This is a genomic window from Arthrobacter rhombi, from assembly GCF_039526245.1.
In the GTDB taxonomy this organism is placed as follows: Bacteria; Actinomycetota; Actinomycetes; order Actinomycetales; family Micrococcaceae; genus Arthrobacter_H; species Arthrobacter_H rhombi.
On sequence record NZ_BAAAIV010000004.1, the window covers coordinates 391,448 to 404,966 of the forward strand.

A 13,519-nucleotide genomic window follows, 5' to 3' on the forward strand; every position below is an offset into this window, starting at 1 on the left:
GAAACCGGCGGCCATTCCCGTTCACGGGGCAGGCAGCGTCGCGACCAGCTCCCGTAGTGCCGGGGTGACCCGGGTGCGCCAGCGCCAGTCTGCCTTGGCATCGCCACGGCTGGGCCCACCATTGATGATGGCGACCTGACGCCCGGCAGCCACGGCGTTGAGCACCAGCTTGTAGCCGCTCATCACGGCCAGGCTGGAGCCGATGACCAGCAGGCCCGTGGAGGCCTCTTCGAGGCGGCGCACAGCTTCCTTGCGCTCCGCGGGTACGTTTTCCCCGAAGTATACGACGTCGGGTTTGAGCTCGAGGCTGCCGCAGGAGAGGCAACCCACCATGGTGAAGTCGGCGATCTGGTCATCGGAGAGCATCACGTCACCGTCGGGGTTCACGGAATCCGGATCCACGACGATGCGCTCGAGGTATCCGGGATTGGCCGCGGCCAGGCGCTGGTCCAGGCCGGGACGGGATTCCACGGCACCGCAGTTCAGGCACTTGACCTCGTCCAGGTCACCGTGCAGGGTCACCACATCCGGGGAACCCGCCCGCCGATGCAGGCCGTCCACGTTCTGGGTGACCACGCCATGCACGGCGCCTGCTCCTTGCAGTTCGGCCAGCAGCCGGTGTCCCTCGTTGGGTTCCGCGATGGCCATACGCCGCCAGCCAACGAAGCTGCGGGCCCAATAGCGTTGACGGGCCGCCGGATCGTGCTTGAACTCCTGGTAGGTCATCGGCCGATGGGACCGCAACGAGCCGCGGGGGCCGCGGTAGTCGGGGATCCCGGAATCGGTGGAGATGCCGGCCCCGGTCAACGCGAGGACGGAGCCGCGCTCCAGCATGGCGGCAATTCCTGCACGGGCGATGTCCGCGTCCTGGGCTGGTGCCGTCTCGGCGACGACGCGCTCGATGGACCGGATGGCCGCCCGGTGGGCAGTGGCGATGGGGAGATCCATGTCATCCTCGCTTCAGGGCACGATAAAAGGCGCGGGCGGCCCCGAGGGACCGCCCGGCGCCTCGGCACCGCTTGGGGTGGAAATCATCGCCGCCGCACCATCATGGCGCGAGGGGGGTCAGCCTAGTCGACGGGCTTCGCCGTCTTCGTCATCGCTGGAGTACCGCTTCCCATACTCCGCGTAATCCGCGTCGCTGGAATCATCGGCAGGTGAGGATGTCCGGGCGGCATGGCCTCGGCCACCACCCAGCTCCTGTTGCAGGGCAGACAAATCGGTGGCCGGGGAATAGTACTTGATATCCCTGGCCTGCCGTGTCGCTTTTGCCTTCTGACGGCCGCGCCCCATGGCGTGACCCCCTTTATCGCTAGATCCGGAGGTGGTTCCTCAATCCAAGAGGAAGGCCCCGGAGAATTTGGCTGTTTCTTTCGTATTCCTAGGTTAACATGTTTCGACCCCGGACGCCGTCCCCGCACGGCCCGTTCCGGCCGCTAGAGTAGGTGGCAATACTCTCATCGCCGCACTTACCCTGAATGGAGCGACCGTGCAGGAGTCCAGCGACCGGCACGAGCCGTCCTACCAGCCTGCGCGTCCGGCCGAAACGCAGGGCGGCCATCGGTTCGGGATCGCACCGGGATGGCTTCTCATCGGGGCCCTGGGCATCATCCTGATCCTTGTTTTCGGCATCACCCGGCTCACCCATGCCATGCAGGCGAACCCCGAGGCGTCGCCCACCGTCGCCCGGGACCCGTCGCCGGGCATTGACGGGATCATCGCCGAGAATGCGCCCGCACACCAGTTCCAGGTCGGCGACTGCCTCGCCGACTTCACCTCACCCCTGGATCCGGCGACCATCGTGACCTGCACCACCCCGCATGGCGCCCAGCTGATCGGCGTCAAGACGCTGGATGATGTCCCCTACCCCGGGGATCCACGCGTGACCTCGAAGGCCGAAGCGGCCTGCCGCGCCATCCGGCTCGATCCCGGTTCCGCCTTGGAAGGCAACTGGAACTACGCGTTCAGCCGCCCCTCGGCGGGAACCTGGGATGCCGGGGACCGCAGCGTCGCCTGCTTCCTTTCCCTGGAAGAGGGAACGACGACGGCATCCTTGCTGCCGTCGTCGTCCGCCTAGCCCTCTTCGGCTTCCGCGGCCGCTGAACGGGTGACCGTCAGGCCTTCTTCGCCCTCTGGCGCGTCGACCTCCACAGTGTCCCCATCGGCGATTCCGCCGGAGAGGACTGCCCGGGCGAGCCGGTCCCCGATCTCGCGCTGGACGAGCCGGCGCAAGGGCCTCGCACCATAGGCGGGGTCATATCCGGTCAGCGCCAGCCACTCCCGGGCCGCGTCGCTGACCTGCAGGACCAGCCGGCGTGCTGAGAGCCGCCGGGCCAGGATGGAGACCTGGATGTCCACGATCCGTCCCAGATCCTCGAGCGACAGCGGGTCGAAAAGGATGACGTCGTCGAGGCGGTTGAGGAACTCCGGTTTGAACGAGGCGTCCACCACGTTCATCACCGCCTGCTTCTTCGCCGCTTCGTCCAGCGACGGGTCAACGAGGAACTGCGACCCGAGGTTGGAGGTGAGCACCAGGATGACGTTGCGGAAATCCACCGTGCGCCCCTGGCCATCGGTCAGCCGCCCGTCGTCGAGCACCTGGAGCAGGATGTCGAACACTTCGGGGTGGGCCTTCTCCACCTCGTCGAGCAGGATCACCGAGTAGGGGCGGCGGCGCACGGCTTCGGTGAGCTGGCCACCTTCCTCGTATCCGACATATCCCGGAGGCGCACCGACGAGCCGGGAGACCGAATGCTTCTCGGCGTATTCGGACATGTCGATGCGCACCATGGCCCGTTCGTCGTCGAACAGGAAATCGGCCAGGGCCTTGGCCAGCTCCGTCTTGCCCACGCCGGTCGGCCCGAGAAACAGGAACGATCCGGTGGGCCGGTCGGGGTCGGAGATCCCGGCCCGGGAGCGGCGCACCGCGTCGGATACCGCTGCGACGGCGGATCGCTGGCCGATCAGCCGTTCTCCGAGCAGCGACTCCATGCCGAGCAGCTTCTGGCTCTCCCCCTGGAGCATGCGACCGGCCGGGATGCCCGTCCACGCCGAGATCACGTCGGCGATGTCATCGGCCGTGACCTCTTCGGAGACCATGGCTTCGGTGCGTACGTCCTGTTCCGCCGCCTGTGCCTGGTCCAGCTGGCGCTGGAGTTCCGGGATCTCCCCGTACAGCAGGCGCGAGGCCTTCTCGAGGTCACCGTCGCGTTGGAGGCGTTCGGCGCGGGAGCGCAGACCGTCGAGTTCGACCTTGAGGTCCCCGACCCGGTTCAGTCCGGCCTTTTCGGCTTCCCACCGGGCGTTCAGCGCATCGAGGCGCTCCCGTCGATCGGCCATCTCGGTGCGCAACGCTTCGAGTCGCTCGCGGGATGCCGCGTCGCTCTCGCCCTTGAGGGCAAGTTCCTCCATGGTCATGCGGTCCACGACCCGGCGGAGCTCGTCGATCTCCTCGGGCGCCGAGTCGATTTCCATGCGTAGCCGCGAGGCGGCCTCGTCGACGAGGTCGATGGCCTTGTCCGGCAGCTGCCGGCCCGAAATGTAGCGGTTGGACAACGTCGCGGCGGCCACGAGCGCGGAGTCGGCGATTTCGACCTTGTGGTGGGCCTCGTAGCGTTCCTTCAGACCGCGCAGGATGCCGATCGTGTCCTGAACGCTGGGCTCCCCCACATAGACCTGGGCGAACCGGCGTTCGAGCGCGGGGTCCTTCTCGATGTTCTGGCGGTACTCGTCGAGCGTGGTCGCACCGATCAGGCGCAGTTCCCCGCGTGCCAGCATCGGCTTGAGCATGTTCCCGGCGTCCATCGCCCCTTCCGAGGCACCGGCACCGACGACTGTATGGATCTCATCGATGAACGTGACCACCTGGCCGTCGGAATCCCGGATTTCCTCGAGCACTGCCTTGAGGCGTTCCTCGAACTCGCCACGGTATTTCGCTCCGGCAATCATCGAGCCGAGATCCAGGGATACGAGCTTCTTGCCCCGCAGTGATTCGGGGACGTCGCCGGCCACCATGCGCTGGGCCAGTCCCTCCACCACGGCGGTCTTGCCGACGCCCGGCTCGCCAATGAGCACCGGGTTGTTCTTCGTACGCCGCGAGAGCACCTGGACCACCCGCCGGATTTCCGCGTCGCGGCCGATGACGGGATCCAGTTTTCCGGACCGGGCGATGGCCGTGAGGTCGGTACCGAACTTCTCCAGTGCCTCGAAGGTGCTTTCGGGGTCCTCGGTGTCGCGTGGATTGTCGCCGCGCAGTCCCTCGACGGCCGCCTTCAGGGCCTCCGACGACGCCCCGGAATTGCGCAGGATCTGGCCTGCTGTCCCCGCGTCTGATGCCAACCCGAGCAGCAGGTGCTCGGCGGAAACCCTTCCGAACCCGAGATCGGTGGCGGCCTGGGTGGCCGAATTGATGACCTGCAGGAACGCGCGTGAGTACTGGGCCTGGGCGACAGTGGTGCCGGAGGAGGCGGGCAGGTCATGGATCGCGTTGCTGGCGGCAACGGAAACTATTTCCGGGTCCACGCCTGCCTTTTTCAACAACTCGACGGCGAGCGAGCCCCGTTCATCCATCAATGCCTTCAGCAGATGCGCCGGTTCCACCTGCGCATTTCCTGCGGTGGAGGCGTTCATGCCCGCGGCTGAGAGCGCTTCCTGGCTTTTGGTGGTGAATTTGGTGTCCATGCGGATCCTTTCCTGGCAGTCCAACCCTTTTCAATACTTGAGTCTACTACGCTCAAGTCTTGATCGGTGCGGATTATTCCCTGGGCATAGGCCCTCCGGACAGATCCCCCTCCCGGCGCACGGCCCACACGGGCTCACTGCGCGGCGGCGGCCGCCTCCAGGACGGAGATATCCAGCTTGTTCATCGGCATGAAGGCCTCGGCGACCCGTTGCGCGACCGCGGGATCCTCGCTGGACAGCAGCTCCGGCAGGCGCACGGGAACCACCTGCCAGGACACCCCGAAACGGTCCTTGAGCCATCCGCAACGTGATTCTTCACCACCGGCCGTCAGCGCGTCCCAATAGTGGTCGATCTCGTCCTGCGTATCGCACATGATCTGGAACGAGACCGCCTCGTTGAAGGTGAACATCGGCCCACCATTGAGGGCGACGAACGACCGGCCGTCCAACTCGAAGGAGACCGTCATCGGAACATCCGGGTCCGGGCCGGGAGATTGGCCCAGGAGCCGGGAGTTCGGGAACAGGTCCGTGTAGAAGTGGGCGGCTTCCAGGCCACGGTCCTCGAACCACAGGCAATTGACGATGTCTTGCATGGGGAACCTCCCAGGTTCCGGACCCGGGCCACCGGCAGGCACGAAAAGGCTGGTTTCGGGGTGGCCATGCCGCGGACACCGCGGCCCACCCCCAATGTAGCCGCCTCGTCACCGCCGGGGAATAGTCAGGCGGCAGGGCCCATCGGCAGGCGCGACCCCGAGGGCACGATGACCTTGCCCAGCGGCACGAGGGATACCGGGATGAGCTTGAGGTTGGCGATGCCCAGCGGGATCCCGATGATGCTGACGAACATCGGGATGGCCGTCAGCACGTGGCCGATGGCGATCCAAATGCCGGCGACAAGGATCCAGATGACGTTGCCCAGGGTCGAGAAGAAGCCGGTGCGACCGCCACGGTCCACGATCGTCCGCCCGAAGGGCCACAGCGCGTAGTTGGCGACGCGGAACGAAGCCAGCCCGAAGGGGATGGTCACGATCAGCAGGCAGCACACGATGCCGGCCAGCAGGTACCCCAGGGCCAGCCAGAGGCCGCCGAAGACCAGCCAGATGATGTTCAGGATCAGGTTCACGGGTCCGCTCATGCCCTCCAGTCTGCCCGTTGGATCCGCTCCCCGCCATCCGGGATCACCCTGGTTTCGCCGTCGTCCGCTTAAGTTTTGCTAACGATCATCGGCCGAACCCCGCATTTGGTACTGGACGGTAACCTCAACGGGTGAAGATGGAACCCATGATGACTCGGCGCCTCCCCCTGCGCTGGGGGATCGTCGGCCTGCTGATGGCTTCCCTGCTGTCCGGCTGCTCGCTGTCCCCCAACGCCTCTTTGCCGGCGCCCGACGGCGCCGGGGCCGGGGTCGGTACGCCGGCACCGATCGATGCCGGCGACGCCGCCGACGGGGAAACGAATGAGCGGCTGTTGGCCGGGGTGGACCGGGCCAGCCGTTCGGACGAGCAGCGCAACATCCACGCCAGCTGGTACACCCTTCCGGGCGAACCGGAATTCGGCCAGAGCCAGGAGCGGGCGCTCCAGGGCACCATCGACCACTACGTCGACGATCTCTCGCCACAGGCCTTCGACGGTGTCGCCCCACCGGAGTTGAACACCTCTTCGACCCTGACCGGTTCCTCGGACCGGATGCTCGGGGTCCGGCAGAGCACATATACCTTCTTGGGCGCCAGCGGCGGATCGTCCTACCGCACGCTCTGGTATGACCGTGAGGACCGGAAAACCCTGGCTCCGAGGGACTTGTTCGACTCCGACAAGGACTGGGAGCGGTTCCGTTCACTGACCTCCGAGCAGTTGGCAGCCGACGACGACGTCTTCCCCGAAGAGGCCGCCTCACCCGCTGCGGCGTTGTTCGACTCAGTGAACTTCGATGCCCGGGGCAACGCCCTGGTGGAGTTCGACGATTACTCGGTGGCCCCGGGATCCGTTTCACCGGTCATCGCCACGATCGCCGCAGAGGATCTGCTCCCCCTGCTCAGCCAGCGGGGGCTCGCCGTCCGCGCGGCAGGCATGGAGCCGGCACCCGTCACGTCCACGCCGCAGGACGACGGCTCCGGCGATGGCACAGGACGCGAGGGGGCCAGTCCCACGCCACGGGCCGCCGGCCAGCCGACCACCCGCACATCGCCGGACTGCCGGAAGGTCAAATGCATCGCCCTGAGCTTCGACGACGGTCCGGGACCGTCGACGGGCCGGCTGCTGTCCATGCTGGCCGACCATGACGCCCGGGCGACCTTCTTCGTCGTCGGCCCCAACGCGCAGCGCTACCCCGAGGTGCTCAAGCAGGCAGCGGACGCCGGACACGAGATCGGAAACCACACCTGGTCGCACCGGTCGCTACCCGGTCTGGCCCCGGAGCAGGCCCGGGAGGAACTGGGCAGGACCGACGATGCCGTTGCGGCGGCCACCGGTTCCACACCGACGCTGACCCGGCCGCCGTATGGAGCCACCAACCGCGAGGTGAACCGCCTGGTCCACACCCCCGTCATCTTGTGGGACGTCGACACCCTCGACTGGAAGCACCGCGATGCCGATATCGTCGCGCGGTCCGCGCTGCGTGATGCCCATCCCGGGGCGATCATGCTGATGCACGACATCCACCCGACCTCGGTTGACGCCATGCCGCGCATCCTGGATCGGCTCGCGGCACAGGGGTACCACTTCGTCACGGTGTCCGAGCTCCTGGAGTCCTCGAACCCGAAGGCCCAGGTGGCCTACAGCCACGGTCCCACCGGCAAATAGCGTCCGGTACCCGGCGGCGGCTAACGTTGGTCCAATGAATGATCCTGTAGCGCCCAAGCCCCCGGCCAGCGGTCGGGCCGTCGACGACCTGAGCTTCTACCGCACCGATCCGGTGTCCTTCGTGCGCCGCGGATCGCGCCTGCACGGCAAGCGCAAGGACTCCTGGGACCGCCTCTCCGGCGACTACGTCATCCAGGTCCCCCGAGACCACGCTGACACGTCGGTCCACGAGGACTTCAGCTTCGACGCGGAGCAGGCCTTCGGGCGCCGGGCACCGCTGACCGTGGAGATCGGCACCGGGCTGGGCGAGGCCATAGCCGCGGCCGCCGAGGCCCACCCGGAACGCGACTTCCTCGCCGTGGAGGTCTACCTCCCGGGGCTGGCCCAGCTCATGGCCCGGATCGATGCCAAGGGCCTGACCAACGTGCGGGCCGTGCAGGCCAATGCACCCGAAGTGCTCGACGTCATGCTCGAGCCCGGTTCCGTCGACGAACTGTGGATCTTCTTCTCCGATCCGTGGCACAAGACGCGGCACCATAAGCGCCGCCTGATCAAGGAGTCGTTCCTGCCCAAGGCCGCACGGGTCCTGGCGCCGGGAGGAACCTGGCGGCTGGCCACCGACTGGTCCCATTACGCCGAGCAGATGCGCAGGATCCTGGACGCTTCCGAGGACTTCACCTCGCTGCATCCCGGCGAGCAGTCCGGCACGGACTCACCGCTGACCCAGGTGCGCCGCGGCGGGCTGGAGGGCCATGATCCGGAACCGGGATTCGTCGACGAAACCGGCGGCTGGGCGCCGCGCTATGAAGGCCGGATCCGCACCAGTTTCGAGGGCAAGGCAGTGGCCGCCGGCCGGCTGGTCTTCGACCTGGCCTACCGCAGGAACGACACTCCGGGCTAGGACGACGGCGGAAGCAGGCCGTCGCCTCCCCTCGGCTGCTCGTTCAGGGGACCCCGCTATGTCCAGGTCGGCGTTGCGCCGATGAGGATCCTCGCGAGGTTGTGCAGGGAGAGGGTTCCCGGGTCGCGGTAGCCGTATTCGGCGCGGGCGGCACCGGGGACGTAGCGGGAGGTGTTGTGCCCGGTGACTGCCTGCAGGCCAGAGTCCGGATGGCCCTCGACGGCGAACGGCAGACCCGCCACCGCGGTCCGCCTGCTGAGCAGACGCCCCCACCGGGCGAGGTGGTCGCGGGTGGCCACCGCCTCGAAGCGGCGGTCCAGGGGCACGCCGAGCGTCTGCGGGTCGGCGAGCAGCTGCGCCGGGATGCCGGCGGAACCCGTGGTGGCGAACGTGTCGATCCGGGTACGCCGGGCCCCTGCGGGAACGGCCTCGCCAGCGAGCCGGGCCAGCGCGTGGGCGGAGAGGGTGGCTCCGTAGGAATGGGCCTCGATGCCGGTGTGCACGTCCGCGGGCAGCAGGGCACCGATGCGCCGGATGTCATGGGCCAGGCGTTCGACCGACGTGCGGGCGGCCCGGTTGAAGACGGCCCGGAGCAGCCCAGGTGCCGGATAGCCGAGCCAGGCGATCACCGCGGGACGTTCGGCACCGGCAGCGCGTTGGGCCACCAGCAGTTCACCTGCTTCGCGGGCGCTGCCCCACAGTGCGGTGCCCGGGCGGATGCCGGCTCCGGAGACCTGCCAGGTCAAGTGGGTGGCGGTATCGGGATCCCCGAGCACCACGGCGGCTAGCGGATCGGGACCGTCCAGGTCAAGGAACAGCAACCGGCGGGTGGGGATCCGCGGATCCATCGAGGTGGGCCGCAGCGCGTGGGCGACGCCGTCGATGGCCGCCTTGCGGCGTTGGTCCATCGCGTCGCGCCGGAGCTGGGCCGTCTCGAAGCGGTGTTCGGCCCGGGCGATCAGTTCGGCGACCGTGGCCGGTGGTGTGTCAGCCATGCCGGTGTGCCTAGTCCTGCGGGCGCCAGATGACGACTGCCTGGCTCCGGGCGCGTGGACGTTGGCCGCGCGAGAGGCTGACCACGTCCCCGGCTCCGGCACCGGCCGCGAACACGCGTTGCAGCTCCGAGGAGCGGCGGCTGACGTCCTCGAGTTCATTGCTCAGCTCGGCCACCCGGGCGCGCAACGCGGCGACCTGGTTCTCCAGCTCCAGGACCCGCCGGATGCCCTCCAGGGAGACACCGTCCTTGGAGAGCCGTTGCACCTCACGCAGCAATTCGACGTCGTGCTTGGAGTAGCGGCGTTGCTTGCCGCGTTGGCGCGACGGCGAGACCAGGCCCATCCGGTCATACTGCCGCAGTGTCTGCGGGTGCATGTCCGCCAGCTCGGCGGCCACGGAGATCACGAAGACCGGGATGAACCGGTCGTTGATGGCCAGTGCCTTGCCCTCTGACATGTGATTCCCTCCTCGTGGTCCATCCGTGTGACGTGCAGCCGCCCGGTGGGGCGGCGTCGGGGCTAGAGTACCGCCTTCGCGGCGAGCCCTTCCCGGGGGTTGGCGTCAGCGGTGGCCTCGGCGAAGGACCTGACCGCCTCCTGGGCCTCGGCGTTGAGCTTCTGGGGGACGACGACGTCGATGGTCACCAGCAGGTCGCCGGTGGCCTTGGAGGTCTTCACACCCCGGCCCTTCAGGCGCAGGGTCCGACCCGACGAGGTTCCCGCGGGGACCTTCATCTTCACGGTCTCCCCGGTCAGTGTCGGGACTTCCAGGGTGGCCCCGAGCGCGGCTTCGGCGAAGCCGACGGGCAGGTGGATCCTGATGTTGTTGTCCTCGCGGGCGAAAAACGCGTGGGGTTTGACCGAGACCTTGACCATCAGGTCCCCGTTGCCGGCCGGGCCGCGCTGGCCCTTGCCGCGTACGCGCACGCTCTGGCCGTCACGGATGCCCGCGGGGACGCGGACGTCGATGACCTCGCCATCCGGTTCGCGCAGCCCGATGGTGGTGCCGCGGATGGAACCGGCGAAGGAGATGGTGGTCGAGGCGGTGCGGTCGGCCCCTTTCTGGGGTGCCTGCTGGAAGCCGCCGAAACCGCCGCCGCCGCCAAAGAGGTCGGCGAATTCGGGGGGAACCTGTCCCCCGCCGGGGAACCCGCCGCCGCGGCGGGCACCACCGGAATTGAACAGGTTGCCGAACATGTCGTCAAAACCTGCGCCGCCGCCGCCTGCCGGACCGCCGCCGGCTCCCCCGGCGGAGAAGCGGGCACCGGAGCCCATGGCCCGGATCGCGTCGTATTGTTCGCGTTCCTCCCGGTCGGACAGCACGGAGTGCGCCTCGGTGATGTCCTTGAACTTCTGCTCCGCCGAGGCGTCCCCGGGGTTGGTATCCGGGTGGTACTTGCGCGCCATCTTGCGGTAGGACTTCTTGATGTCGGCGTCGCTGGCATCCTTGGAGACGCCGAGGATGGCGTAGAAATCCTTGTTGACCCAATCCTGACTGGCCATCGGGCGCCTCCTGTTTCTGCGTGGTTCGGGAAAGTTAAGGGGTCCCCGGCCGCCCCACTGGTGTGGGACGGCCGGGGAGGGGTGGTGCTATTCGCCGGTGGAGACGACCACCTGGGCCGCACGGATGACCCGGTCGCCCTTCCGGTAGCCGTTGCGCAGCACCTGCGCCACGTGGTCCTCGGGGACCTCGGGGTGGGGTTGCTGCATCAGTGCCTCGTGGACGTTGGGGTCGAAGGCGACCCCCGCGTCCGCGATGCGCTCCAGGCCGTGGCCGGCGAGGATGGTGTCGAATTTCTTCGCCACCGCCGCGAACGGGCCCTCGTCCAGGTCGCCGTGCTTGCGCGCGGCGTCCAGGTCATCGAGCACCGGCAGCAGGCTGTTCAACACCGACTGGACGGCCAGATCGCGTACTGCTTCCCGGTCGCGCTCGACGCGCTTGCGGTAGTTGACGTACTCGGCCTGCAAACGCAGCAGGTCGTTGCGCAGCTCCGCTTCGCCGTCGGTCGTTGCAGCGGGCGGCTGCTCCTGACCGGCCTCGTTGAGGATCTGCTCGGCCTGGGCCAGCGCGTCCTCGGTCTCGACGCCGTCTTCGGCTGCGGTCACGTCCTCCTGCCCTGCGGCATCACGCACCTCACCCGTGTCGGGATCGACCTTGCGCTTGTCCGTGAAGCGCACCGGCTCTTCGCCGTGCTCTTCTTCGTTGCCGTGGTGTGGCATCGGAATCGAACCGCCTTACTTCTTCTCGTCGTCTTCGTCGACAACCTCGGCGTCGACGATGTCCTCTTCCGGGGCCTCGGCACCGGTGGACTCGCCACCGGCTTCGCCGGCTGCGCCGTCGGCCTGGGCCTGGGCGTAGATGGCCTCGCCGAGCTTGGTCTGGGACGCCTGGAGCTTCTCGTAGGCGGCCTTCACCTCGTCGTCGTTGTCCTGGCCTTCAAGGGCAGCCTTCAGGGCGTCGACGTCGGCCTGAACCTCGGTCTTGACCTCCTCGGGCAGCTTGTCCTCGTTGTCCTTGATGAGCTTGTCCACGGAGTAGGCGGACTGCTCGGCGGCGTTGCGGGTCTCGGCTGCCTCGCGGCGGGCCTTGTCCTCGGCTGCGTGCTCCTCGGCTTCCTGGACCATGCGCTCGATGTCTTCCTTCGCCAGCGAGGTGCCGCCGGTGATGGTCATCGACTGCTCGGTGCCGGTGCCCTTGTCCTTGGCGGACACGTGCACGATGCCGTTGGCGTCGATGTCGAAGGTGACCTCGACCTGCGGCACGCCACGCGGGGCCGGTGCGATGCCGGTGAGTTCGAAGGTGCCCAGCGGCTTGTTGTCGCGGGTGAATTCGCGCTCGCCCTGGAAGACCTGGATCGACACGGACGGCTGGTTGTCATCCGCGGTGGTGAAGGTCTCGGACCGCTTGGTCGGGATGGCCGTGTTGCGCTCGATGAGCTTGGTCATCACGCCGCCCTTGGTCTCGATGCCCAGCGACAGCGGGGTCACGTCGATCAGCAGGACGTCCTTGCGCTCGCCCTTCAGGACGCCGGCCTGCAGTGCGGCGCCAACGGCGACGACCTCATCCGGGTTGACGCCCTTGTTGGCTTCCTTGCCGGCCAGCTCCTTGACCAGGTCGGCCACGGCCGGCATGCGGGTGGAGCCGCCGACGAGGATGACGTGGGCGATGTCGGAGACCTTGACGCCGGCTTCCTTGATGACATCGTTGAACGGCTTGCGGGTGCGCTCGAGCAGGTCCTTGGTCAGGTCCTGGAACTTGGCGCGGCTCAGGTGCTCGTCCAGGTGGACGGGGCCGTCGGCGGTGACCGAGAGGTACTGCAGCGAGATGTTGGTGCTGGTCGCGCTGGAGAGTTCCTTCTTGGCCTGCTCGGCAGCTTCCTTGAGGCGCTGCAGGGCGATCTTGTCCTTGGACAGGTCTGCACCCTTGGACTTGGCCTGGGCCAGCAGCCAGTCGACGACGCGCTGGTCCCAGTCGTCGCCACCGAGGCGGTTGTCGCCGGCGGTGGAACGCACCTGGATGGTGGAGAAGTCGTCCTCGTCCTTGCCGACTTCGAGCAGGGAGACGTCGAAGGTGCCGCCGCCGAGGTCGAACACGAGGATGAGCTCGTCTTCCTTGCCCTTGTCCAGGCCGTAGGCCAGTGCGGCCGCGGTCGGCTCGTTGACGATGCGCAGGACGTTCAGGCCCGAGATCTCGCCGGCTTCCTTGGTGGCCTGGCGCTCGGCGTCGTTGAAGTAGGCCGGGACGGTGATGACCGCGTCGGTGACCTTTTCACCCAGGTACGACTCGGCGTCGTGCTTGAGCTTCATCAGGGTCCGCGCGGAGATCTCCTGGGCGGTGTACTTCTTGTCATCGACCGTGGTGGTCCAGTCGGTGCCCATGTGGCGCTTGACGGAAGCGATCGTGCGGTCGATGTTGTTGACGGCCTGGCGCTTGGCGATTTCGCCAACCAGGACCTCGCCTGCCTTGGAGAAGGCCACCACGGACGGCGTGGTGCGTGCGCCTTCGGCGTTGGCGATGACGGTGGGCTCGCCGCCTTCCAGAACGGAGACGACCGAGTTGGTGGTTCCGAGGTCGATACCTACGGCACGGGACATAATGCATCCTTCTTTCCGGTGGGAAATGCTGGGTTCTCCGCCCAACCCG

13 protein-coding genes are annotated in these 13,519 nt (G+C 67.6%); 3 read left to right on the top strand and 10 right to left on the bottom strand.

Annotated elements, in window-relative coordinates; translation table 11 throughout:
* Positions 1-21: 21 nt before the first annotated feature.
* Together ABD088_RS04340 and ABD088_RS04345 are read right to left on the bottom strand one after the other, a co-directional pair.
* Positions 22-948 (bottom strand): Sir2 family NAD-dependent protein deacetylase, encoded by a 927-nt coding sequence (locus tag ABD088_RS04340; protein WP_343900315.1) that lies wholly within the window; start codon positions 946-948, stop codon positions 22-24.
* 117 nt (positions 949-1,065) lie between these two features.
* A complete protein-coding gene (locus tag ABD088_RS04345) occupies positions 1,066-1,293 on the bottom strand; it encodes a DUF3073 domain-containing protein (protein ID WP_343900316.1) in 228 nt (75 codons plus the stop codon).
* Between the two features lie 196 nt (positions 1,294-1,489).
* Between ABD088_RS04345 and ABD088_RS04350 the strand changes: the two genes are divergently transcribed.
* A complete protein-coding gene (locus ABD088_RS04350) occupies positions 1,490-2,077 on the top strand; it encodes a septum formation family protein (RefSeq protein WP_343900317.1) in 588 nt (195 codons plus the stop codon).
* Here the strand turns inward: ABD088_RS04350 and clpB are convergent.
* The 3 genes from clpB to ABD088_RS04365 form a co-directional block, all read right to left on the bottom strand.
* A complete protein-coding gene (clpB, locus tag ABD088_RS04355) occupies positions 2,074-4,680 on the bottom strand; it encodes an ATP-dependent chaperone ClpB (protein ID WP_343900319.1) in 2,607 nt (868 codons plus the stop codon). The genes ABD088_RS04350 and clpB overlap by 4 nt on opposite strands.
* Before the next feature lie 134 nt (positions 4,681-4,814).
* On the bottom strand, positions 4,815-5,273 hold the full coding sequence (locus ABD088_RS04360; RefSeq protein WP_343900320.1) for a VOC family protein: 459 nt from the start codon (positions 5,271-5,273) through the stop codon (positions 4,815-4,817).
* A 125-nt stretch (positions 5,274-5,398) separates the two neighbouring features.
* Positions 5,399-5,815, bottom strand: a complete 417-nt coding sequence (locus tag ABD088_RS04365) for a YccF domain-containing protein (RefSeq protein WP_372710270.1) — start codon at positions 5,813-5,815, stop codon at positions 5,399-5,401.
* Positions 5,816-5,952: 137 nt separating this feature from the next.
* Between ABD088_RS04365 and ABD088_RS04370 the strand changes: the two genes are divergently transcribed.
* A complete protein-coding gene (locus tag ABD088_RS04370) occupies positions 5,953-7,479 on the top strand; it encodes a polysaccharide deacetylase family protein (protein ID WP_343900392.1) in 1,527 nt (508 codons plus the stop codon).
* A 34-nt stretch (positions 7,480-7,513) separates the two neighbouring features.
* Positions 7,514-8,380, top strand: coding sequence for a tRNA (guanosine(46)-N7)-methyltransferase TrmB (gene trmB / locus ABD088_RS04375; protein ID WP_343900322.1), 867 nt, complete (start codon positions 7,514-7,516; stop codon positions 8,378-8,380).
* Positions 8,381-8,436: 56 nt separating this feature from the next.
* Here the strand turns inward: trmB and ABD088_RS04380 are convergent, their stop codons facing one another.
* The 5 genes from ABD088_RS04380 to dnaK form a co-directional block, all read right to left on the bottom strand.
* A complete protein-coding gene (locus tag ABD088_RS04380) occupies positions 8,437-9,375 on the bottom strand; it encodes an alpha/beta hydrolase (RefSeq protein ID WP_343900323.1) in 939 nt (312 codons plus the stop codon).
* A 10-nt stretch (positions 9,376-9,385) separates the two neighbouring features.
* The gene (locus ABD088_RS04385) at positions 9,386-9,832 is read right to left on the bottom strand and encodes a heat shock protein transcriptional repressor HspR (protein ID WP_343900325.1); all 447 of its coding nucleotides are present in this window, start codon (positions 9,830-9,832) and stop codon (positions 9,386-9,388) included.
* 62 nt (positions 9,833-9,894) lie between these two features.
* Complete coding sequence (locus tag ABD088_RS04390; RefSeq protein WP_343900326.1) at positions 9,895-10,878, bottom strand: DnaJ C-terminal domain-containing protein; 984 nt, start codon at positions 10,876-10,878, stop codon at positions 9,895-9,897.
* An 87-nt stretch (positions 10,879-10,965) separates the two neighbouring features.
* Positions 10,966-11,595, bottom strand: coding sequence for a nucleotide exchange factor GrpE (locus ABD088_RS04395; RefSeq protein WP_343900327.1), 630 nt, complete (start codon positions 11,593-11,595; stop codon positions 10,966-10,968).
* Positions 11,596-11,610: 15 nt separating this feature from the next.
* Positions 11,611-13,470 (bottom strand): molecular chaperone DnaK, encoded by a 1,860-nt coding sequence (gene dnaK / locus ABD088_RS04400; RefSeq protein ID WP_343900328.1) that lies wholly within the window; start codon positions 13,468-13,470, stop codon positions 11,611-11,613.
* Between the last annotated feature and the right edge of the window lie 49 nt (positions 13,471-13,519).